We start from the raw sequence: 24,531 nt of genomic DNA, 5'->3' as shown, positions 1-24,531 counted from the left end.
CAATGATTAAAGCCACCATTTGTGAGCAAATTTCCCATACCGGATAACGAAAAAGATCGCTTAAAGGCACTGCAGGATTATGAAATACTAAATTCCTTAAGCGAATATGAATTTGACAGGATAACGGAACTGGCATCAATTATTTGTGATGTACCTATCTCACTGGTATCCCTTGTTGACGAGAACCGACAGTGGTTTAAATCATCAGTAGGGCTTGACGTAAAAGAAACCCCGCGCGAACTTGCCTTTTGCCAGTATAGCATTATGGATACCAAGCTTTTTGAGGTACAGGATGCACTGGCAGATGTTAGGTTTAAAATGAATGCCCTGGTAACTGGCGATCCTAATATCCGTTTTTATGCGGGTTTCCCCCTTATTGATCCTAATGGCTATGCATTGGGCACTTTGTGTGTAATTGACCGTATACCCAGGCAGCTTAACGATAAGCAAAAAAGAGCGCTTGAATTACTTGCCGAAGAGGTAATGCTACTAATAGTTGAGCGCAAGCAAAGGGACGAGCTCAGGAGCTTTGAAAAGCTATTTGAACTATCAAACGATTTGATATTTGTTGGTGGTGCTGATGGTTTTTTTAAAAAGGTAAACCCGGCTTTTAGCCGCGTATTAGGATGGGATAGAGCACATATCTTAAAAACATCATCTTTTGAGTTTATACACCCCGATGATATAGCAGGAACAGAAAAACAGTTGTTAAAACTATCGCAGGGGCACAACACCGTTAACTTTCAACAGCGCTTTAAAACAATTACGGGTGAATATAAAACCATTGAATGGACCTCAACACCCGAAGGAACTGACATATTTGGCATTGGACGAGATGTTTCTGAAATAATTTTAAAAGAACGGGAGCTTGCTTTGAGCGAAGATAAACTCAAAGCATTTTTTGAGCATTCGCAAAGCTTTATGTGCACGCATGATTTGCGAGGTAAATTACTATCCATCAATATATCAGGCGCTGCAAGTTTGGGGTACACCCAACAGGAAATATTACGGTTAACACTGTTTGATATTATTCCTGAATTCAGGCATCCATTTGTACATGCCTACCTGGATGAAATAAGAACTAAAGGCAGCGTTAAAGGGCAAATGTTAACCCGTCATAAAGATGGGTCAAACCGTATATGGATATTCAATAACGTTACCGAAACGCGTTTAGACGGTGAAACCTACGTTATAGGTAACGGAACTGATATTACAGATCGTTATAAATTAGAAAAAGCCTTAGAAGAAACCAAGCAGCTTTTAGAGCAAACCAATAAGGTAGCCCGTGTTGGCGGCTGGGAGTTTGATGTAAAGGCCCAAAAAATATCGTGGACTTCGGTAACCAAAGAAATCCATGAGGTACCTGAAGACTATGAACCAAACTTGGATAACAGCATTAATTTTTATAAGGAAGGCGAGAACAGGCAAAAATTAAATGAAGCAATTATCCAGGCCATAAATGAGGGTAAATCCTGGGATCTGGAACTACAAATAATCACCAATAGCGGAAAAGAATTATGGGTACGGGCAATTGGTAGTGCCGAATTTATTGATAACGAATGTCAAAGACTTTACGGCACCTTCCAGGATATTGACGAAAAGAAACGTGCCGGGCTGGCTGTATATGCATCACAAAAACTTTTAAACGATGTTTTGACCGCCGCATCAGAGGTTAGCATTATTGCCACTGATGTTAATGGGCTAATCACAGTTTTTAACTCCGGGGCCGAAAAACTATTAGGTTATACTGCCGAAAAGGTAATAGGCAAACGATCATTAGTAATGATCAACTCGGCCGATGAGGTGGCCAAACGCGGTAGAGAATTAACGGAAGAATACGGATACCCGATTGAAGGGTTCAGGGTGTTTGTTCAAAAACCCGAAGATGAAGGTGCCGAACAACGCGAATGGACTTATGTTAAAAGGGATGGCAGTAAGCTCATCGTTTCGTTAGTGGTTACCCCTATCCGTGATCCGGAAAACAAAATCACAGGTTATCTTGGTATCGCTACCGATGTAACCCAACGAAAAAAGATAGAAGAAGCACTGTTTACAGAAAAAGCACGCTTATCGGCATTTGTTGAACATGCCCCGGCAGCGGTGGCTATGTTTGATAACGATATGCGGTATATTGCTGCCAGCACCCGCTGGATGGAAGATTATAACCTGTTAGGTAAGCATATTTTAGGCGTATCTCAGTATGAGCTTTTTCCGCAAATGGACCTGGGAAGCCACGACAGGCATCAACGTATTTTGAAAGGTGCTGTTGAACGAAAAGAGGAAGATGTTTACCGGCTTGATGGATCGGACAAGGACGGTTACGTAACCTGGGAAATGCGCCCCTGGTACCAGTTTGATGGTAAAATTGGCGGCATTATGATGTTTAGCCAAATAATTACACCATTTGTTACCCAGAGAGAAGAATTAAAGGCTGCAAAATTATTAGCGGAGCAGGCCAGCGTAGCAAAATCAGAGTTTTTGGCTAACATGAGCCACGAGATCCGTACCCCGCTGAATGGCGTGATCGGCTTTACTGATTTAGTACTAAAAACCAGTCTGAACGAAACACAGCACCAATACCTGTCTATCGTCAATCAATCGGCCAACGCACTGTTAAGCATTATTAATGATATACTTGATTTTTCAAAAATAGAGGCGGGCAAACTTGAGCTTGATATTGAAAAATGTGATCTGTACGAGATGGGATACCAGGCAACTGATATTATTACCTACCAGGTACAAACCAAAGGGCTCGAAATGCTGCTGAACATAGCACCCAGCATGCCGCGTTTTATCTGGGCCGATAGCGTCCGCCTGAAACAGATCCTGATAAACCTGTTGGGTAATGCTTCAAAATTTACGGAAAAGGGCGAGATAGAGTTAAAAATAGAAACGCTGCTCTCATCAGGCGATCAAAGCACGCTGCGTTTTAGCGTTAGAGATACTGGTATAGGCATTAAACCCGAAAAACAGGGTAAAATATTTGAAGCATTTTCGCAGGAGGATGGCTCAACAACCAAAAAATATGGAGGTACAGGTCTTGGCCTATCTATCTCCAACAAATTATTGGCTTTAATGGGCAGCAAGCTGCAATTAAAAAGCACACCGGGTGTAGGCAGTACTTTTTATTTTGATATTACTTTTAAAACAGAAAAGGGAGATGCCATTGAATGGGAAAACATTGACCTGATTAAAAATGTACTGGTTGTTGATGACAACGATAACAACAGGACAATATTAAGCCAGATACTGCTGTTAAAAAACATTAAAACTACCGAAGCTAAAAACGGGTTTGAAGCCTTGCAGCTTTTGGCCAAAGGTGAGCAGTTTGATGTTATTATAATGGATTACCACATGCCTTATATGGATGGGCTTGAAACTATTAGAAAAATAAAGAGCAGTTTTTCACATACCCAAAAAGAACAGCCTGTTATTTTACTTTATAGTTCTTCTGACGATGATAAGGTAATTCAGGGTTGTGAAGAATTAAAGGTAAATCACCGCCTTATTAAGCCTGTTAAAATGCAGGAGATTTACAATACACTTTCAAGGCTGCATAAAAAAGATGGGGATACCCAACGTTTATTAGACCAAAGCAAGAATGCCCAAACCACTGAAGATAAGGTAACCATATTGGTTGCCGAAGACAATACAGTAAACATGTTGTTAGCCCGCACCCTGATTAAACGTATTGCACCAAATGCTACTCTTATAGAAGCAAAAAACGGCCAGGAAGCATTAAATTATTGTGTTGACCAATTGCCAGACCTTATTTTTATGGACGTGCAAATGCCCGAAATGAATGGCTACGAAGCTACCAAAAGCATCAGGGCAATGGAGGGTGATGGTATCCACACCCCTATTATTGCCCTTACTGCCGGCAATGTAAAGAGCGAAAAGGAAAGATGCCTTGAAGCTGGCATGGATGATTTTGTGGTAAAACCTGTTATTGAAAAAACACTGGCACTGGTATTAAACAAATGGCTCAACTTCCATAATATTGAACAGGTTGACCTATCAGCTGCCGATGAATATAATGAATCATCGCACTTTGATATAAAACGGATAAAAATGTATGTGGGCGATGATGAAAGCGTGATAAGAGAAGTGATTGACCTTGCGCGTTTAGAGCTCATTAAATCGGCCACTACCCTACAGGAGTTTGTGAACAAAGAAGATTTTAAAGGTTTAAGTCAGGCTGGTCATAAACTATATGGCACTGCTGTATCGGCAGGTTTATCGGTATTGGCTAAATTAGCCAATGAGTTTGAGCACATGGTAGCCTTTAAAACGGATACGGCAAATGAGCTTTTGGATAAAACCATTAAAGAAATTGATAAGGTAATAAAACTGATGAACCGTTAAATTATAAATACCAGCAACAAGTAAACCCTGTTATAAACAAAAAAGGAGTTCAGTATTGAACTCCTTTTTACATAGGTAGATATATGATGGTCAGGCTGCCTTTTTAACGGCTACCTGTTTAGGATGCTGCATTCTGTAACGTTCCAAATCTTTCTCTAATATGGCTTTTAACTCCAAATCAATTGCTCTTAATATAACGATGGTTTTTGTTGAGATTTTCATAGTTTGATAGTTTTGTATTTCCATTAATACCAACATTGTGCCATAATAATGGGGGCAATAAAAAAAAGATAAATTCCGATCAAAATATTATTCAGCAATTCTAAAAATCATAAACCTGAGCTATAGTGTGCATAATTGGGCTGATAAACCTGTTCAGAAAAATATCCACCGCGTTGCTTTTTCCTGAAAAGTATACTGTTAAAAAACAAATGGCCCTGCCTACATCAGTAAACAGGGCCTTCAATTTTATGGATCAGGTACTAAAATAGCATTTCGGGTGGTGGGGTTACGCCTTTTAAACGCAGGTAAACTGTTGTTTGCCCACGGTGGTGGGTTTGATGTTCAAAGCCTTTGCCAAACAAGCCGCTTTTTGTAATGTCCTTATTGGCAAATTTAGTAGTTGCCAGTAACTGGTCAGCTGTCATACCCTGTAATGCGCTAATGGCAAAATCATAGCTATCCAACACAGCTTTGGTTGTGGCCTCTTTTGTTTGAGGGATCGTTTTTTCGGCAGATGCTTTACCTAATGGATTTTCCTTTCCGCTTGCTGCTGATGAAAAAAAGTAATTAGCATCAGCAAGGTGAAGCATTTGCTGCGCAAATGAGCGCATTTCTGGAGTGGGTTTATACGCGTATCCATCTTCGGGCATCGCACTCAGGTAAGCTTTAGTATAAGCTTTGGCCCGCTGCCATTCATCAACCATTTGCGATTGTGTAAACTGCGCGTGCGCTTTGTTACTGGCAAAAACTATTACCAGCATTGTAATTAGTAATGATAACTTTTTCATGATTTGGTTATTATAATTTGGTAGCAGCTAAATTATAATAAAACCCTCAATATCAATTACATTTTTATTCCCTGCATAATTTTTCAAACAGCGGGGCATATTGTGGATATAGTGTTGTGAGCTGATGCCTTTCAGCCATTTCAAATTCATTAAACTCAAAGCCCGGGGCAACAGCACAACTTACCAGTGTAAAATCCTTTCCCGAAGGAATTTCGGATGCGAACCATAACCCGGCTTTTACAGCTAAAGATAAACTGCCCGAACCTGTGTCAGAAAGCTCATGCGTTAAATGATTTCCATTTTCATCAATAACATGCACAAAAAGTGGGGCACCTTTATGAAAATACCATAATTCATCAGATGCCAGCCTATGGAAGCCTGAATAATCATTACCTTCCAATAAATAATAAATAGAGGTACATGCTTGTTTTACCACAGCTGAGGGCTGTCGGGTTACCTCAATTGCTGAGCGAAAAACTTCTTTATAATAACCGCCCTCAGGGTGTGGCAGCAATTGCAATCTATTGATCCAATAGGAGGCATCATTGTTTAACATAGCGTAAAAATAAAGGCTATTGTACTTATATTATACAATAGCCTTTATTAAATTTTATAAGATCTTACCTTATTGCCCTTTCGGGAAATCGGCACCTTCGGTTACTTCCGCCCAGGCATCAAAATCCTTTTTCAAAACTTCAAGCTTGTTACGGCCGCCCTTTAAGGCAGCAACACCTAACAATAAGTGCAATGGTGGGTTTTCTGTTTCAACAGCCTTTACAATAGCTTTTGCTGCGCGTACAGGGTCGCCGGGTTGGTTACCGCTGTAGCCGCGTATGGTGTTCTTGTTGGTTTCGGCTGTTGCTTTGTAATCGTCAATAACAATTTTGCTGTTATTGGCTGATCGACCTGCCCAATCGGTACGGAAACCACTCGGGCAAATCACCGTAACTTTAATACCCAATGGCGCTACTTCTTTTGATAATGCATCCGAATAACCATCTACCGCAAACTTGGTAGCATTATAAAAACCTACCGCCGGGAAACCAACCAGCCCGCCTATTGATGCCACATTTAAAATGTGTCCGCTGCGTTGTTTACGCATAATTGGTAAAATAGCTTTGGTTACATTGGCAAGTCCCCAAAAGTTAATTTCAAACATCCGGCGCACTTCATCATCTTCACTTTCTTCTATCGCACCAAAATAGCCTATGCCGGCACTATTTACCAGCACATCAATTTTACCAAAATGTTTAACAGCATCGGCTACCGCTTTTTCAATATCACCGGCTTTGGTAACATCCAGCGTAAGGGCAATTGATGTATCCTTGTACTCGTTGGCAATATCTTCAATATCTGCTGTTTTGCGTGCTGTAATTACAGCCTTATAGCCAGCCTCTAAAACTTCTTTAGCCAGTTCCCTGCCAAACCCGGTAGAGCAACCGGTTATAAACCAAACCTTATCTTTCATAATTATTGTTTTAATGATAAATACAAAACCTCTGTACCTATAGTTTTTGGGTACAGAGGTTTTGCTACATTTTACTTTACTAAGAAACAGTAAAGGCGCTAATTGTTTGTCAGGCAAGTTTAATATCTGCCCACATAGCTATAATAGATTTAATCAAGCACATTAAACTTAAGCGTGTCTGATTGCATGGCTGTAAAAATTCCGTAACCGTTAACAATATTTGTTGGTGTGTTTGACAGGTTATTGGAGTTGGCACTGCTGGTATTACTTTTTAACAGATCAATATATTCCTGGTTAACACTTAGCAGCACTACATGATAATGCCCATAGTAAGGGAAAATATTAGGTGTTATATAATACACTGATTTTTGATTGGTGTTAACCTCAAAATTAGGCTTGCTGTTGTTGCCGAAACTATTTAAGGAGAAGGCAATCCCATCGTCGTTATTAAAAACAAGGATATGATTTAATGAGTCGGGGTTGCTCCAGGTCATCCGGTCTAAAGTATCAAGGGTACTGTTTGGCCCGCTTGATGATGAAGTAACCGTAATACCCGTATACTGGGTAGCAAAGTTTTGAGGCTTGGCCGGCATTACTGTTTTTGCCGATACGGCAAAAGTCAGGTAATTAAAAGTAAGCGTGTAGGTTTTACCAGCTACCAAAAAACTCAGATCGCTGTAGGTATAAGTACCCTTGGCTGATTCCGTTAGCTTAACAGTGCTGCTGCCATCAGACAGTGAAAGCTGCTGCCCTGTTATTGGAGAGCCATACACGGCGGTATCGGTTAAATCCTTTTGCTTATAAAGTTTAACGCTGATGGATTGACCGGGTATTAAATAAGCTGAAACAACAGGTAGGTTCACCGTAGTGGTATCAACATTTTGTTTTTTGCACGATGCTATAACGATTCCGGTTAGTAGGCATAACAGCAATATATACTTCAGGGGTGATTTTCTTATTTCCATCTTAAGCTAAGTGTTAGGTTAGGTGTAAAGCCTAAATAATTAACATCGGTTGTAATTGCTGCATTGTTTTGCAGCTGATATTCGCGGTACCAAATATTGGTATGGTTATACACGTTAAATAGCGATAAACCTATACTGCCAACTTTATTACCGTTTATCTTGATCAGATCGTAAGTGGCGGAGAGGTCAAGGCGGTGATAATCAGGCAGGCGCTCTGCATTTTTACCGCCAACATTGTATGATGTGGTGGTATTACCATCGGCATTGGTAATAGTATAGGTTGATAGCGGCGCAGTATACGGGTGCCCGGTGCTGAATATAAACACAGCTGAGAAATTCCAGCGGTAGTAGTGGTACATGTTTATGGCCTTAAACTCATGCCTTATGTCCTGATCGGCCGGGTAATAGTTGTTACCATAAATGGCAAACTTATTCTCAGCATCAGCAAGGGTATAGCCTAACCAGCCGGTGTATCGGCCCAGTTTTTTCTGCAATAAAATTTCAATACCTTTTGCATAGCCGCTTCCGGTATAAAAATCCTGCTCAATGGATGTTGTGCCCCCACTCCTGGGCTCAAACCCGGTTTGCCTGATAGAGTATTGAGTTAAGCCCGAGAGGGTTTTGTAATAACCCTCCACATCAATCAAAAACTGGTCGTTCTCGTAGCTGATACCACCCATAAAATGTCTCGACATACTTACAGGGATATTGCTGTTGTTAGCCAGCACCCAAAAATTACGGTTTCCGTTTACTACATCCTCGCGGGTAACTTCGTTCATAAACTGGTAAAACTGGCCTGTTGCTGCTTTCAATGTATAGTTATCGCTCAGCACATAACTTGCAGAAAAGCGCGGCTCGTAATATATTTTACCGGTTGGCTGAAACCATGTGGTGCGCATACCCGGCTGTAAATGCAGCTTATTATTAGGATCAATCTCCAGTTCGGCATAAGCACCGCCTAAAAATGCCATATTGTGCTGGTCTATCAGCTTACTGGTATCGTTTTGAGTATAGGTATAGTTTATTTTCTCGTGCGTGCCGAAACCACCGTATAGGAGTTTTAATTTATTGCTCAGCTGCCATTCCCATTCAGATTTTACGCCAATATCTTTCAGATCATTATTCTCAATGGTACCATTGCTGAATGCTTTTTCATCGCCGTCGCTATCGGTTATGGTACCTGAATTTGTCCGGTTACGATCATTAAAGTAAGATGAATAGGTGAGGTAAGTATTTGAATGCAACTTAGGGCTCCATTGGCTGAACCATTTTACACTTGTACCTAAATTACCATATTTGGTATAGTCGGTAATATTAATATCACTGGTATTTGAACTCAGGAACGATGGTATATCCAATTTACGGCTGTTATTGGTTTCATCAGTTCCGCTGTAAAAGCTCCACGATAAGGAGTTACTTTTATCTAAATGGTAAGTATACCTCACATCAGCATCATAAAAATGCGAGGCTGGTGTTGTTGATTCGCCAAAGCCTCTGCCGGGGCCTCCTCCACCCGGGCCGCCACCGCCGGTAGCCGTAGAGGTATTGAACTGTTTAAATATCTTATCGTACAGGGGCCCCTGGTATGATCGGCGGAATGCAACTAATAAGGATGATTTATCATTTATAGGCGTTTCGGCAAATAAGTTAATGCTCAGCAAACTAAGATCGACCCCAAAATTGGCTTCGTTCTTATTGCCATCCTTGCCGTTAATTTCGGTTACGCTGGAGAGCCTGCCGCCATACTGTGATGAAAAACCTCCCTTATACAATTGCACATCCTTAACTGCATTGCTGTTAAAGGCGCTGAAAAAACCATAAAGGTGATCTACCTGGTAAATGGTAAAGCCATCAAACACCACCAAGTTCTGATCGGGTGTACCACCGCGCACATAAGCCCCTGATGAGGACTCATTAGTTGCCCCCACGCCCGGCATCAGCTGAAAGGCGCGCATAATATCTTTTTCACCTAAACTTGGTAGCTTATCAAGATTAGCCGGCGATAATTGTAACACTCCAACCTTTTTGGTATCGGTATTCATTACGCCGCTCTTTTTACCCATAATGGTTACCTCGTTAAGCGTATTGAGCGATTTAAACATGCTCAAAACCAATACATTGTTAATGTTTTTAGCGTTAAGCCTTACATAATCGGGCTGATAGCCAGAATACGAAACTTCAACCACGCAGGTATCAGATGGTATATTAAATATGGTAAAGTTGCCATCGGTATTTGCCGTAGCCATGAGATCGGTATTGCGGATCCTGATGGATGCCGATGGCAATGATTCGCCAGAGTTTTGATCTACAACTCTGCCGCTTATGGTGAACATAAAATGCGTTGGCGGCCCTTTAGGCGGTTCGAGCGCAAAAGCCTTTATAGCGCCTGATCCGGTTTGCTTTATCCGGTTTAGTTTTTTCAGCCTGTCCAGATCATCGGTATTTTGCAGCACGTAGATGGAGCCATCGCTTTCTATCCAATAATGCAGATCGTTTGCGCTGCACACTTTATCAAGCACACTTTTTAGGGGTTCGTTAAAAAAGTGTTCCACAATATCCATTGAATGTAATGAATCTCGCTCAAAAACAATATTCAGATGGTAGGTCATGGATAGGGTATCCAGCATCAGGTCGAGCGGGCAGGTAAAGAGTTTGTCTACCGTGCTTTTTTTAAGAATTTTTTGGGTTTGTTGTGCCAACGCCCCATTGGCAACCCCGGCAATAACAAGTATCAGTAATAGTTTCTTCATCCGGATTCGTTTCTGTCTGCACCGAATTTGCTGCTTGTTTGTAAGGATGAGAAATAAATGAGATAAGCAGTGCCATTGTGCAGATGAAACCACCAAATGTGTAGTTGCTAAACTGTCTCCTTCCCTATCATTTTATTGATAACATCACGATAGCTATCGCTCAGGGGCAGTTCGGCGTTCAGGGTTTTTATTTTGCCACGGCGTATTTGCTGCACATAATCAACATTTATTAAATAGGATTTATGCACCCTGTAAAATGTATCATTGGGCAATTGCAGCTCCAGCGCTTTAATACTGGTACGTGATATTACCGGCCGCTGCTGGTTAGCCAGAATGATCTTTACATAATCTTTCAGGCCCTCAACATATTCAATATCATCAAAGCTCACTTTCACCAAATTATAATCAGCATGAATAAAAATATGGCTCTTTTTTACAGCCACCTGCTCACCCAGGCCTTTATGGAGTTCAAATAGTTTATAGGCCTTTTGGCAAGCCTTTAAAAAACGTTCCAGGGGAACGGGCTTTACCAAATAATCAATTACATCAAGCTCAAAGCCATCAATGGCAAATTTTTCATAAGCGGTTACAAATATCACCATTGGTTTGGTTACCAAACTTTTAACCAATTGCAAGCCATTAAGGCCCGGCATGTGTATGTCACAAAACAACAGATCTATCTGTTCCGTCTGCAATATGGCCAATGCATCGCTGGCGGTGCGGCAGCGCCCTACAATGCTTATGTAGTTTGCTTGTTTTAAATTATCTTCTATCAGATCAAGCGCCAGTGGTTCGTCATCAATGAGTAGACATCGCATCATTTTAATTGTATTTGCAGGTTAACTTTATAAATATTATCAGCCTGGGTTATAAGCAGGCTGTGTTTGTTTGGATACAGCAGTTCCAACCGTCGTTTTACATTATTCAGGCCTATACCGTGATTTTCATCCTTGTAGGGCTCATTAGGGTTATAGGTGTTTTGCACTTTAAAATCAAGTAATTTATTGTTTGCTTTTAAGCTGATGTCAATAACCGGGGCGGTAACATCGCCGGTACCGTACTTAAAGGCATTTTCAACAAATGGGATCAAAAGCATGGGCTCAATCGTCTTTTCAGGCTCGGTAACATCGAAATTAAAATTCACGGTTACCTGGTCGCGAAAACGTAAGCGTTGCAGCTCAATATAACTGCCCAGGTAATCCGTTTTTTGCTGCATGGTAACTTTCTCTTCATCAGTTATGTACAGCATGTAGCGCAACAGTTTGGAGAGTTGTATCAGGGTGGGCTCAACCGCAACCGGGTTTAACCTTGATAAGGCTACCACGCTGTTTATCACGTTAAAAATAAAATGCGGACTGATCTGCGACCGCAGAAATGCCAGCTCCGAAACCAGAGCTGCATTTGTTATCTCGCGCTTATTATTGATCACCCTGAACTGATCGGCAAGGTAACGGTAAGCAAAACCGGCTGCGGTAATGGCTGTTAAAGGCAGCAAATTAAAATTGGCAAAAAAGGGTGGCCGTGGCGGCAGCCCATACATTGCCCTTAACCTGGGGAACTGCATTACAGGCCGGGTGTGGATAATGATCAGATCGAGCGAAATAAAGGCTAACAGCAGCAAGGCAAAATACAGCCAGATATTTTTGTTTTTGTTTAGTACAACAGGGATCAGTAAAAATGCATTGAGGTAAAACTGTACGGCCAATAAAACATTGATGAGTATCAAATGCCAGAATGGAAAGATGAGCCGGAATGCTGCATTTTCATAAGGGCGCGATAAAATGGGTAAAACGGTTATAAATGCCCAAAACAGCAGGTGTAATAATACTTCAATAATTACAGCAGGCTTTAACCGTTTAATCATGTTAACTAAGGTAACTTATTGCGAAAAGCAGAGATCCAAACAATCGACCAAAGGAGCACTTGTGCCGATGACTGCTGCAATTATCGCTATAAATTGTTTGATGTTTTAGCTGTAAAAGCCCTTAGCGTGCTTATTTAACACTATTTAACCTTTATCAGTGTAATAATGCGCGTGTGGATAAAAGCATTATAATTCACTGCAAAACGGGTGCTTTGCAGTGAACTAAAGTATTTTAAAATGAAGATACTTTAATGGTGAAAGAAATCAGGCTAAATCCAATACTTTGCTTTTGGCAGCTTTCTTTTCGGCGCTGTTTAAAACAATCAGTAATATTAAGCCGATAAAAAAGAAGCAATCAAGCGCCAGGGCCGAATCGCGCATTTCATGTGTCCATGATTCAACAAACCCAAAGCAGAACAAGCCCACTACAATTGATGTTTTTTCGGTAACATCATAAAAGCTAAAATAGGATGCTGTATCCGGGATATTTTCGGGCAGGTATTTTGAGTAGGTTGAGCGCGATAATGATTGCACCCCTCCCATCACCAAACCAACAACTACTGCCGCAACATAAAACTGGTTAGCATTGGCAACAAAATAAACCCCGCAGCAAAGCAAGGTCCAGATGGTTACCAGGCCGATAAGCGTTTTTACATTACCATATTTAGCCGATGATTTAGATGTAATTATGGCCCCAACCACTGCTAATAATTGAATGATTAATATAATGGTGATCAATGAATCATCAGGCATGTGCAGTTCCTTGGCAGCAAAGTTCGCAGCCACCAGCATAATAGTTTGTACCCCCACCGAGTAAAAAAAGAAGGCCGATAGAAATCGCTTTAAAAGCGGCATCTGCCTTATCTTTCCAAAAACTTTGGCTAATTCTTTAAACCCGCCTGTTAGTACATTATAAGTGTGGGCACCGGCATTCGGCGTACCTTTTGGCAATAATTTAAAAGGAATAATAGCGAACCCTATCCACCAGGCAAATACAATTAAAAACGAAATACGGGCAGGCAGGGCATCATCAGTAATACCAAATGTTTTGGGCGACAACACGACGATGAAACACAATATCTGTACCACTATGCTGCCTATAAAGCCATATATAAAACCTTTGGCGCTCACAGCATCCTGCTGATCAACCGAGGCTATTTGTGGTAAGTAGGAATTATAAAATACAAAGCCACCGCAATAGCCAATAGAGGCCAGGCCAAAACAGATCATCGGGATCTCTAAGGGGCCGCCGGGTTTAAAAAAGAATAACCCAGCGCAGGCTAAACTACCTAACCAGGTAAACATTTGTAAGTAAAGCTTTTTATTACCCCGGTAATCGGCAATGGAGGTAAGTATGGGCAGCAAAGCAACTACGATTAAGTATGACAGCCCAAGGATATAGGTTGACAAGACTGTATTTACATACCGGTGCCCAAAAAAGGTAACCATATTGCCGTTTTTTTCATTTGCGGTTATGGCCACATAATAGGCCGGAAATATGGTTGAGGTGATAACCATATTGTACGATTGATTGGCCCAATCAAACATACACCAGGCCCAGATCGTTTTTTTATTGTTCTTAGCTTCCATTGAGGTGCTAAAAATATATAAAAATATTTGAGCTCAAGGATAAAAAATAAAACGGGGCTATCTCGAAAACCCGTTTCAGAAAAAGGCAGCCAATAATATTTAGTGTTGTGCCCTTTGTGTATTAATCTTTGTGAACTCCGTGATAAAATTAACCACAGAGTTCACAAAGAAACACAGAGACAACCTCGTTTTATTTTTTAAAATGATGGGATATTATTCTCTGCCCTGGTTCAAGTGATTCATGGCTTCTTCGGGCGATGATAAATATAATTTATACAGGTTGGCTGTTTGCCCGATGTGTAATTCGTATTCGTCATTTTCAAAGCCTTCTACCAGGCCTTGTGCCACCACTTCGGGAGGGATACCGTTCTCGCCACCAATTTCAGCAGAGAATTCAGTATTTACCAATGGAGGCATCAATTCAAAAACCTTGATACCAGTTGTTTTGGCTAAAGTATAACGCAATGCCTGTGTATATGAATGTAAAGCTGCTTTACTTGCCGAATAAGTAGGAATATTAATACCCGGCACAAATGCTACTATCGAGGTTACGTTAACAATAGCCGCCTCTTTTGATTTACTTAATACCGGGAGCAATTTTTCAGTGAGCCTGATAATTGAAAGGTAATTGGTTTGGATCTCGGCAGCAGCTTTATCATACGCGTTTGCGTTTTCGCCAAGTGAATAATAAGATGCTGATCCGGCGTTATTAACCAATATATCAAGACCGCCAAACTCGTTGTTTAGTTTGTTGATCACCCCATCAATGGCATCTTCGTTGTTAACATCGAATGTTATGTAGCTTACATTATTCAGTTTTGCAACTGCCTTTTGAAGCTTGTCTTCTGTTCTGCCGGTAATAATTACTTTGTTACCTTTTTCGCTCAATAATTTTGCTGCTGCTAAGCCAATACCTGAACCACCACCGGTTATCAGTATAGTTTTGTTTGTTATATTCATTTTATTATTTGTTTTATTGTTATTTAATTAATGATCTGATACGATTACTTTAGGTGCGGTAATTTTAGGGCCACCAACCACAAACAACAGCAACGGAAGCGTTACGGCAAATAAAATCCCTATCATAAAATAGGCATCGGTATAGCTTAACAAGGTTGACTGCTTTACCACAGCAGCATCAATCATTCCCATTGCTTTTAACCGGGCGTTGTCCCAGGCAATTCCCTTAAGCATAAAATAAGCGGTATATGAATTGATACGATCTATAGTTAAGGGATTATTATTTGTTATGTGCGATATAAGATCAACCCGGTGCGATGCCACCCGCCTTGCCGAATAGGTGTTTACTATGGAGATGCCGAATGAGCCTCCAAGCTGGCGCATCATATTATTTAACGATGCTCCCTGCGGTATATCCTTCGGTGCTAAGGATGATATGGCTAACATAGTTAAGGGCACCGTTAAAAATGCCATCCCCAATGCCCTGAAGATCAGGTTTAGCGTAATGGTATAGGCCGAAGTATCCAGATCCATCCGGAACATGTTCCAGTTAAAAAATATAAAGCAAAAGAAACCTGCGGTTATAATTATTAGGGGTGATACGCCCCGCTGCAAAAGCTTACCGGATACCATTAATCCTAAAATGGCAATTATAGCGCCGGGTAAAAGTAACAGCCCGGTTTGCGTGGGTGTAAAACCAAGCAGGCGCTGTGCTATTACAGGTGTCAGAAATATAGAGGTAAACATACCTATCCCCGTAATAAAGGTTAGTATTGCGGCCACGCTTAGGGTTTTGCTTTTAAAAACACGCAGGTTTACTACCGGGTGCTCAATATGCAGTTCCCACAAAATAAATGCGGTTAGCGCTATTATAGCGGTAACAGTAAGCAGGGTTATATAACCGGTTGCAAACCAATCTTCTGTTTGGCCCCTTTCTAAAACGGTTTGTAATGATCCTATCCCTATGGCCAGCAGCGCTATACCCGTCCAGTCTACATTTTGCACCTTTGTTTTGATGACAGGTTCTGTCAGTAAAAAATAACAGGAGGTTGCTGCCATTATACCGATGGGGATATTGATATAAAATATTAAAGGCCATGAATAGTTTTCGGTAATGATACCGCCCATTGTTGGCCCTATAGTTGGCCCTATAAATACGCCTATACCAAATATTGCACTGGCAACGCCTTGCTTTTCCTTGGGGAACAACTCAAAAATAACGGCCTGCGAAACTGAAAGTAAAGCCCCGCCGCCAAGTCCCTGTAAAAAGCGGAAAAATACCAGTGTCCATATAGTGGTTGAGCTGCCACACATAAAAGAACAGACCACAAAAAGGATAATTGAACCTATATAATAATTGCGGCGACCTAATTTTGTGGTTAAAAAACTAGTTAGCGGAATAATGATAACATTAGCTATAGCGTATGATGTAATTACCCAGGTAGTGTCTTCGAGCGTAGCGCCGAGGTTGCCGCTCATGTGCGATAGGGCTACGTTTACAATGGTGGTATCTATCAGCTCCATTACCGCGGCAAGCAACACGGTTATTATCAATAATTTTCTTCTCAAACCACTCATTTCTATTTTCTGTTATTATACCCCCTAAATAAGACCGAACGGTCTTATTTAAATCAAAAAAAAACTTATTTTTTATTTTGTTCAATTTCGGCCTTAAGCATATCAATTACCATTTCCATGTGGCTCCTGCTGTTTTTTACTTTGCTTACTAATATGGCACCTTCTATCATCGAAAACATTTTTACGGCAAATTTATCGGCATCAAAGGTTTCAGGAAACTCTCCATTTTCATGGCCCAGCTTAACCAGGTTTGCAATCCGCGCCTGGAAGCGGTTGATCGCTTCGTTTACTTTTTGTTTAATCAGCGGGTTGGTATCATCGGCTTCGGTACCAAAATTAAGGATGGGGCAGCCTCCATTGTCCTTTTCAAGCAAGCGACCATTGTAAAAATCAAGCAAAGCAAAAAGCTTATCTTTTGCAGTGATCTTACCTTCCATACTTTTAGAAATATTGTTGGATAACGACTGGCTTAAATAATTAAAAGCTTCCACACAAATCTCTTCCTTACTTTCAAAGTTGCCGTACAATCCCCCTTTAGCCAGTTTGGTAGCTTCCATAATATCACTCATTGAAGTGCCTGCTATCCCCTTCTTATTAAAAATGGGTGCTGCTTTTTCAATGATGAATTGCCGGGTTTTTTCTGCCTTTGTCATTACAAGCACAAATATAAACCGATCGGTCTTATAATTACAAATGGATATACTAAAACCTGGGGTTTATGACTTTTGGATTACTATAAGCTTATATTGCTTTAATATCGGCAGACCTTATCCAGCCTTCATTGCTGTTTAGCAGCTTTATTTTAGCCCAGCCGTTGCTGCTGTCCAATATATTCACCTTGGTACCGTCGTGAATTACAAACAGCGTGGCTGCCTTATCAACCGGGCTGCTTTTAACATTGGTTGAGCTGCTGAATACAATTGCTTCCTTATGAGCCGATGTATAATTAGTTTGCCTATTGCCTATAAAAACAAATATGGCTCCCACAAAGAACAGCGCTATCGAACTAAAAAAGGATACTTTTTTTAGCAAGACCGCATTTGCAAAAAAGTAAAGTATTAATACCCCCGATGCAGCCAGGATAAACAAGATACTTAATAAAGCGAGTGTATTGAGCGAAAAGCCCAGTATAAATCCTCTCCACCAGCGGGTAATAAAAAACTCCGGTGCCTCGTCAATTTTATCGGTGGTTTTTAGGTTGGCATAACGGATATTAAAATTAATATCTTCATCAGCAGGGTTAAGTTTATGCGCCTTTTCGTAATACAATATAGCCGATGCTATGTCGTCAGTTTTATAACTGGCATTACCCATGTTAAAATAAAGCGCTGCTGATTGGTAACCGGCATCCAATACTTTTTGGTATGCTGCTAATGCTTCCTTATAGTTCCCTTTGGCATAAAAGGTATTACCGGATGCAAAAAAGCCATCTGCCGGGTTATTACCAAAGCATAAGGATGGTAAAACAAACATCAGGAAAAAATATACTGTCCGTTTCATTGCCTTAAATTATACTTTCAATATCGTTAATAATTCCTTTTGCCTTTTCAAACACTTCTTGTTTGGAGATATGGGTAACCGGGGCATAACGCGCCATTTCGCACAAGTCAAGCGTATCCAGTAACTGTTTGCTTACGTTAGTGTCAAGCGCCCTTACCTGTAAATTTGAGGCTATAGTTTCCCTGTCGAGGTTTGCATAAGGTATATTCAGCTTATCGCTTAAATAGCCATAAAGGCCTTTAAATATATCTTCGTAAAATGCCTGTGTGTTGTTTAACTCTAACTGTTTTTGCGCATTAGCAAGGTGCTTTAAAGCTATTTTACCTGCATTACGGCCTTTCACCTTAACTATATCGCTGTTGTTCCGGATGAGTAGGTTCCGGTAATTATAGGCGGCAATACATAGCACAGGACCAATAAACAATAACAAGTAATAACCGAACGATCCAAAAAACGCATCGCCGGCTTGGCTCAGTTCAGCATCACCGGTTTTTATGTACCGGATATCCTTGTTCAGCATTTTAACGTCCTGCTTATCCGAACCTGCAAGGGCGGTTACATTATTTTCTGCTATGCCTTTATTAACCCTGATACGGAACGCCTTTGATGTAAGCGTAACATACCTGTTAGTAGCAGGGTTAAAATAGGAAAACTTTATAGGATCAATAGTAAAATCGCCCTGGTGCCTCGGGATCAATAAATAAGTATAGATCCTGCTTCCTGAAACGCCGCCTGCGCGCTCATTGGTCGTATCCGTTATTTTAGGATCGTACTTTTCAAAATCAGGTGGAAAGTTTGTGCTGATAGTTTTTAACAGCTTAATATTTCCCGAGCCGGTAACTTTAACCGTATAATTCAGGGACTCGTTGGCTTTAAGTTCTGTTTTATCTACGGATGCATCGATACTAAAGCTGCCCACCGCACCCGTAAAGCTATCCGGTTTGCCAGTTTGCGGCAACGGCCTGGCATGGATAACTACCGGAGCACTCTTAGCTGAATATTTTACTTCTTTGTACGACCCTAAGAACTGATCCATTATATCATTAGATTTTACGGGCTGCCTTACAATAAAGGTCATGGCCATGGGGTCAATCGTCAGGTCGCCTGCATGTTCAGGGAATAGAATGGATTGTTTAATATCGGCAACGTTATATTTTAAGCCTTTATAAGTTTCAACCCGCCATTGTACCTGCTGCGGGCTTTTAACATCTTCGCTCCAAAAACCGTTCAGATCAGGCAGCTTATCTAACTGGCTTTGCTCAATACCAACCCTTGTGTACAAGCGGTAGCTTAAAGTTACCTGTTGGCCCTGGTAAACGTTAGCCTTGTCTACCACAGCCTTTATAAACAATGATTTTTCCAGATCGGCAGTATTGCCTTGTTCGATAGTATTGTCGGGCGCGCTTTGTGCATTGCCACCTTGCGGGTTGGTTGCCGAAGGCCTTCCCTTTATTGCCGTAATTTTTATCGGATTGGTTGCCCGGCTTTTACCGTTAACAATCATTATAGCAGGCCCAATGGTTAATACACCTACCCTAACCGGCGTTAAAATATAACTGATGGAGGTTTCGACAGTTGTAGTACCATTAATGGAAGTCATGCTGGTTGACTCATTTGGCCCCGAAAGTACCTGGAAGCCATTAAAATCAGGCGGTGTGAAGCGCTCACCGTTGCCATTAACGGTAAAGGTAACTTCAAACTGCTCGCCGGTACCTACCTCCGTTCTGTTTGTTGTAGCCGTAAATTTTATATCATCGGCATAAAGCAAACTTGTGCAGAACAGTAAAAGCGATAATATATAATACTTTAATTTCATTTAAAATTTGAGCTAACTACCAATCCTTACTGATATGCATTTTTTCGCCTTTCAGCTTTTTATTTTTTAGCTTATCCTGCGTTTGCTTTTCGTTATTATTCAAGGCATCAAGCATCCGTTCAGCATCATCCTTTGATAGCTTATTGGGTTGCTGTCCTTCTTTCTGATCCTTTTTATCCTGATTTTGTTTATCCTGGTCTTTTTTGTCCTGATCCTTTTTATCCTGATCCTTCTTATCCTGTTTTTTATCATCAGGGTTCTTTTTATCCTGATCTTTTTTGTCCTGGTTCTTATCGTCGTTCTTTTGGTTCTTATTATTCTTTTTATCCTGCTGTTGCTGCTGCTTTAGTTTTTCCTGTGCATAAGCCAGGTTATAACGGGTTTGGTTATCAGCCGGGTTATTGATCAATGATTTTTTGTAGGCATCAATACTTTCTTCCAACTTTTTATTCTCTAACAAACTATTCCCTAAATTATGATAAGCCTGTGCAGTAACTGTTTTACTGTTTGATGAGCCTGCAAGCTGGTTAAACTGCTGGCCCGCTTCGGTAAATTTCTTTTGTTTATAAAGTGCATCACCCAGGTTAAAGTTAGCCTCAACATTCTGGTTCTTTTTCTCGACCGATTTGCGGTAACTGGCCTCGGCCTCGGTATATTTTTTTTGCTGATAAAGCTCATTACCCTTATGGATATAACTTTTTTCCTGCTGTGCAAAAAGCCACGATCCCTTTAGTAAAAATAATATGATAATAATTAACTGCTTCATATCTTCTTCACCTCAAATAATTTCAAATTGCTTAACCGCTGGCTTTTACGGTTACTGATAAAAAACTCAACCATCAGCAGTAAAAAGGCAATGCCTAAAAAGATCTGGAAACGGTCTTCATAATCTTTAAAGTTTTTACTATCGACTGTTTTCCGCTGGATCTTTTCGATCTGATCCATCACTATACCTAAACCACTATTGGCATTGGTTGCCCTTACATAAGCACCCCCACCGGCGGCGGCAATCTCTTTGCCCATATCCTCGTTCAGCTTACTGATAACCGGCTTACCTACGCTATCCAAATGGAAACCCGTTTGCTTGCCATTATCATAAATAGGGATAGGCGCACCCTCAACAGAACCAACCCCGATCACATTTACCGATACACCTTTTTCAGTTGCTGTTTTAGCGGCTTCAACGGCATCATCCTCGTGGTTTTCACCATCGGTTATAATAATCATAGCCTTACCTGTGCCATTATTAAAATCAAACGATTTCATACCCAATGTAATGGCCGAACCTATAGCCGTACCCTGCGTTGGTACCATGTTGGTATTGATGGTATTTAGAAACAATTTGGCTGCCGAATAATCGGTTGTTACCGGTAATTGTACGTATGCTTCGCCTGCAAAAACAATGATACCAATACGGTCACTGTGCAGGTTATCAATAAGCTGGGCTATGGCACGTTTGGCGCTTTCCAAACGGTTAGGCGCTAAATCCTGCGATAACATACTGTTTGATACATCCAGCAAAATCATCAGGTCGGCTCCCTTGCGTTTTTCCTCTTCCATTTTTGAGCCTATCTGCGGATCGGCTGCACCAACAATCAAAAACAGGTAGGCTAATATGAATAAAATGAATTTAAGCCAGGGCCTTGAAAAAGACACATCGGGCATCATCAGTTTTACCACATTCTTATCGCCCAACGTAGCTACGGCATTTTTTTTCCACCGGCTTACCTGTAAGTAAAGCAGCAAAAATACCGGGATGGCTAACAACCCCCACAAAAAATTTATATGTGCAAAACGTAACATCTATTAAGTTAAAGCTCCTTTAAATACCGTATTCCTTAATACAAACTCCAGCAACAAAAACAGGAGGGCTATCAGTGCAAATGGCAAAAACACCTCTGTTTTTTTATGATACTGGGTAACATCAATTTTTGCTTTTTCAAGCTTATCAATCCGCTCATAAATATCTTTCAGGGTTTCATTATCAGTAGCCCTGAAATATTTACCGCCGGTTATATTGGCAATTTTTGTAAGTGTGCCCTCGTCAACATCAACTGGCATACGCTGGTACTGAATACCGAAAGGCGTTTGAACCGGATAAGGTGCAAAACCTTTGGTACCTATACCCACGGTGTAAACCCTCACATTAAATTGTTTGGCAATCTCTGCCGCTGTTATTGGCGGGATAGAACCCATATTGTTTGAACCATCTGTCAGCAATATCACCACCTTACTTTTGGCCTCGCTATCTTTCAGCCTGTTTACTGCTGTGGCTAAGCCCATGCCGATGGCTGTACCATCGTCAATCATGCCGTTCTTGATGTCTTTGTACAGATTGATCAGTACGTCATGATCTATAGTAAGCGGGCATTGGGTAAAGCTTTCACCGCTGAATATCACCAGGCCAATACGGTCGTCAGGGCGGTTCTTGATAAAATCAATGGCGATATTTTTACCGGCCTCCAAGCGATTGGGATGAAAATCCTCGGCAAGCATACTGCCCGAAATATCTGATGCGATGATAATATCTATTCCCTCAGTAGTGGTATTTTGCCAGCTCAACGATGATTGCGGACGGGCCAATGCAACTATCAGTGCCGACAAAGCCAAACACCGCAACACAATACCCGAGTGCCTGAACATAGGGATCAGGCTTTTTTTAGGCAGACTGAATCCTTTAACCGCCGATACGCTTAAATAGCCGTAAAGCTTTCGCTCGCGCCATATATAATAGGCCACCATTACCGGGATGAGGATAAACAGCCAAAAGAAACCGGGATGTGCAAATTCAATACCTTTAAACATGGGTATTTGCACCTCCTTCTGTGCGTGGCTTTTCAATAACCAATTGGGTTTGGGTAACCAGGCTAATGGCATTCTCCATACTTTCTTCGTTATCAGCAGGCAATGGTTTTGCTTTTGCAAATTTTACCAGGTCTGCCAGGAGTAGTATTTGCCTTAATTTGTTCCTGTTGGGTTCAGCAAGATCAATGTATTTTAAGCCGGCAAAAATCTCTTCGGTAGTTTTTTCGTGCGTTTTTATGGCATAGCGGTTCTCCAGGTATTCACGGATAATATCGCTTAGCTCGCTGTGGTATTCTTTTACGCTATCCTGCTGCCATAGCTTCTTATCCCGAAGCTGCTGCAGCTTACCCAATGCTATTACGTGCGCCGGAACAGCTGGTTTTATTTCTTCAACCACCTTTTCTTTTTTCGGACGTTTGCGCAGATACCAAATTGTGCCAATTATCAATAATACAATAAGCAGCGGCAAAGCTACCCAAAGCCAATTGTCCCTTAACCAATCAAAAAAGGTGTAGGAAACCGCCATTGGCTGTTTTATATCATAAATAGATTTGGTGGTATCAACCTGTACGGTTTGCACCTGCAATGTTACCTCGTTGCTTTTGACTGCACCGGTGGCCGATCCAAACGAATATGCCGGGATGGTATAAGTACCGGCATCAAAACAGGTAATGGTATAACTTTGTATAACGGTTAGCTGGTTATGATCTTTCTGATCAACCACCGTATCTGCCTTAACGCTGCCAATTACCTGTACCTTCCCGGTTAGGGTATCGGTTAAAACAGGAAAATTGATATGCTCTTTTGCCGGTTGATGCACAATTAACCGCAGCTTGGTTTGATCGCCAATGCGGATAGTCCCCTGGTCTACCTTAGCTTCAACCTGCACACTTTGTGCTGATGTGCTGATGCTGTAGCCTGATAAAAGGGATATTATAAAAAGTATATTATAAAAAAACTGCTTGTTCATTACCTTCTTCTTTCCCGCCTTTTAAACAAAGTCATTAAAGGTTTTACATACGATTCATGCGTACCTATATCCGTTGCATCCACGCCCGATTTTTTAAAAACATCCAGCAGCTGCGCATTCCGCCTCAAGGCATCTACCTTAAAGGCTTTCCTCACCTCTTTATCGCTGGTGTTTACCCAAACTAACTGCCCGGTTTCTTCGTCCTTAACAGGGATTAAACCCAGGTCAGGAAACTCCTCTTCGTGTTTATCATAAAGCCTTAAAGCAATAATATCATGCTTTTTATTGGCTATTTTAAGTTGATTTTCAAATGTTGCGCTCATAAAATCCGAGATGATAAAGGCGGTACATTTCTTTTTGATGGCACTGGTAAAGTATTTCAATGCCCCGGCAACATCAGTGCCTTTATTTTCGGGTTTAAAATCAATCAGCTCCCTGATGATCATTAAAATATGGCTTCGTCCTTTTTTTGGCGGGATAAACTTTTCAATTTTATCGCTAAAAAATATCACCCCCACCTTATCATTGTTCTGTATGGCCGAAAATGCTAATACAGCACACAGCTCGGTAGCTAAATCCTGCTTTTGCTGGTTTAGGGTACCAAAGTTTTCAGATCCGCTCACATCCATCAGCACCATTACGGTAAGCTCGCGCTCCTCGTCAAACACCTTTACATACGGGTGATTAAAACGTGCCGTAACGTTCCAGTCAATGGTTCTGATCTCGTCGCCAACCTGGTATTCGCGCACCTCACTAAAGGCCATGCCACGCCCCTTAAAGGCAGAATGGTATTCGCCCGAAAACACGTGGTTACTTAGCCCGCGGGTTTTTATCTCAATCTTCCGTACTTTTTTTAGCAGTTCTTTGGTGTCCCTTGCCATAATTATAGC

At 41.1% G+C, this 24,531-nt stretch carries 20 protein-coding genes; 1 reads left to right on the top strand and 19 read right to left on the bottom strand.

Annotated features, from left to right (window positions below):
* Positions 1-21 precede the first annotated feature (21 nt).
* Entirely contained in the window at positions 22-4,365 is a 4,344-nt protein-coding gene (locus ACQY4U_RS18290) for a PAS domain S-box protein (protein WP_428330898.1), read from the top strand.
* Positions 4,366-4,455: 90 nt separating this feature from the next.
* Here the strand turns inward: ACQY4U_RS18290 and ACQY4U_RS18285 are convergent, their stop codons facing one another.
* From ACQY4U_RS18285 to ACQY4U_RS18195, 19 genes are all read right to left on the bottom strand, one after another.
* Entirely contained in the window at positions 4,456-4,587 is a 132-nt protein-coding gene (locus ACQY4U_RS18285; protein WP_428330897.1) for a hypothetical protein, read from the bottom strand.
* Positions 4,588-4,847: 260 nt separating this feature from the next.
* Positions 4,848-5,375 carry a DinB family protein gene (locus tag ACQY4U_RS18280; protein ID WP_428330896.1) on the bottom strand — a complete coding sequence of 176 codons (528 nt, stop codon included), beginning with the start codon at positions 5,373-5,375 and terminating at the stop codon, positions 4,848-4,850.
* Between the two features lie 64 nt (positions 5,376-5,439).
* Positions 5,440-5,931: a cupin domain-containing protein gene (locus tag ACQY4U_RS18275; RefSeq protein ID WP_428330895.1), complete on the bottom strand. Its 492-nt coding sequence runs from the start codon at positions 5,929-5,931 to the stop codon at positions 5,440-5,442.
* Between the two features lie 69 nt (positions 5,932-6,000).
* On the bottom strand, positions 6,001-6,843 hold the full coding sequence (locus ACQY4U_RS18270) for an oxidoreductase (RefSeq protein WP_428330894.1): 843 nt from the start codon (positions 6,841-6,843) through the stop codon (positions 6,001-6,003).
* 149 nt (positions 6,844-6,992) lie between these two features.
* Positions 6,993-7,808: a DUF4249 family protein gene (locus tag ACQY4U_RS18265; RefSeq protein ID WP_428330893.1), complete on the bottom strand. Its 816-nt coding sequence runs from the start codon at positions 7,806-7,808 to the stop codon at positions 6,993-6,995.
* The gene (locus ACQY4U_RS18260) at positions 7,799-10,558 is read right to left on the bottom strand and encodes a TonB-dependent receptor (protein ID WP_428330892.1); all 2,760 of its coding nucleotides are present in this window, start codon (positions 10,556-10,558) and stop codon (positions 7,799-7,801) included. The genes ACQY4U_RS18265 and ACQY4U_RS18260 overlap by 10 nt, the downstream gene beginning before the upstream one ends.
* Positions 10,559-10,665: 107 nt before the next feature.
* Positions 10,666-11,379, bottom strand: a complete 714-nt coding sequence (locus tag ACQY4U_RS18255; RefSeq protein ID WP_428330891.1) for a LytR/AlgR family response regulator transcription factor — start codon at positions 11,377-11,379, stop codon at positions 10,666-10,668.
* Entirely contained in the window at positions 11,376-12,422 is a 1,047-nt protein-coding gene (locus ACQY4U_RS18250; protein ID WP_428330890.1) for a sensor histidine kinase, read from the bottom strand. The genes ACQY4U_RS18255 and ACQY4U_RS18250 overlap by 4 nt, the downstream gene beginning before the upstream one ends.
* A gap of 264 nt (positions 12,423-12,686) precedes the next feature.
* Complete coding sequence (locus tag ACQY4U_RS18245) at positions 12,687-14,012, bottom strand: MFS transporter (protein ID WP_428330889.1); 1,326 nt, start codon at positions 14,010-14,012, stop codon at positions 12,687-12,689.
* 213 nt (positions 14,013-14,225) lie between these two features.
* Entirely contained in the window at positions 14,226-14,972 is a 747-nt protein-coding gene (locus ACQY4U_RS18240) for an SDR family oxidoreductase (protein WP_428330888.1), read from the bottom strand.
* 27 nt (positions 14,973-14,999) lie between these two features.
* Positions 15,000-16,550 (bottom strand): DHA2 family efflux MFS transporter permease subunit, encoded by a 1,551-nt coding sequence (locus ACQY4U_RS18235; protein WP_428330887.1) that lies wholly within the window; start codon positions 16,548-16,550, stop codon positions 15,000-15,002.
* A 65-nt stretch (positions 16,551-16,615) separates the two neighbouring features.
* Complete coding sequence (locus ACQY4U_RS18230; RefSeq protein WP_428330886.1) at positions 16,616-17,203, bottom strand: TetR/AcrR family transcriptional regulator; 588 nt, start codon at positions 17,201-17,203, stop codon at positions 16,616-16,618.
* Positions 17,204-17,291: 88 nt separating this feature from the next.
* On the bottom strand, positions 17,292-18,050 hold the full coding sequence (locus tag ACQY4U_RS18225; protein WP_428330885.1) for a tetratricopeptide repeat protein: 759 nt from the start codon (positions 18,048-18,050) through the stop codon (positions 17,292-17,294).
* A 4-nt stretch (positions 18,051-18,054) separates the two neighbouring features.
* Positions 18,055-19,866: a BatD family protein gene (locus ACQY4U_RS18220; protein WP_428330884.1), complete on the bottom strand. Its 1,812-nt coding sequence runs from the start codon at positions 19,864-19,866 to the stop codon at positions 18,055-18,057.
* 16 nt (positions 19,867-19,882) lie between these two features.
* The gene (locus ACQY4U_RS18215; RefSeq protein WP_428330883.1) at positions 19,883-20,632 is read right to left on the bottom strand and encodes a tetratricopeptide repeat protein; all 750 of its coding nucleotides are present in this window, start codon (positions 20,630-20,632) and stop codon (positions 19,883-19,885) included.
* Positions 20,629-21,669 (bottom strand): vWA domain-containing protein, encoded by a 1,041-nt coding sequence (locus tag ACQY4U_RS18210; protein WP_428330882.1) that lies wholly within the window; start codon positions 21,667-21,669, stop codon positions 20,629-20,631. The genes ACQY4U_RS18215 and ACQY4U_RS18210 overlap by 4 nt, the downstream gene beginning before the upstream one ends.
* Positions 21,670-21,672: 3 nt before the next feature.
* On the bottom strand, positions 21,673-22,707 hold the full coding sequence (locus tag ACQY4U_RS18205) for a vWA domain-containing protein (RefSeq protein ID WP_428330881.1): 1,035 nt from the start codon (positions 22,705-22,707) through the stop codon (positions 21,673-21,675).
* A complete protein-coding gene (locus ACQY4U_RS18200) occupies positions 22,664-23,641 on the bottom strand; it encodes a BatD family protein (RefSeq protein ID WP_428330880.1) in 978 nt (325 codons plus the stop codon). The genes ACQY4U_RS18205 and ACQY4U_RS18200 overlap by 44 nt, the downstream gene beginning before the upstream one ends.
* Positions 23,641-24,522, bottom strand: coding sequence for a DUF58 domain-containing protein (locus tag ACQY4U_RS18195; protein WP_428330879.1), 882 nt, complete (start codon positions 24,520-24,522; stop codon positions 23,641-23,643). Before ACQY4U_RS18195 ends, ACQY4U_RS18200 begins: the two co-directional genes overlap by 1 nt.
* Between the last annotated feature and the right edge of the window lie 9 nt (positions 24,523-24,531).

The sequence above is a fragment of the Mucilaginibacter sp. genome (assembly GCF_965277465.1).
In the GTDB taxonomy this organism is placed as follows: Bacteria; Bacteroidota; Bacteroidia; order Sphingobacteriales; family Sphingobacteriaceae; genus Mucilaginibacter.
Note: the sequence above shows the minus strand (reverse complement) of the source record. Positions and strands in the feature narration are given on the sequence as shown.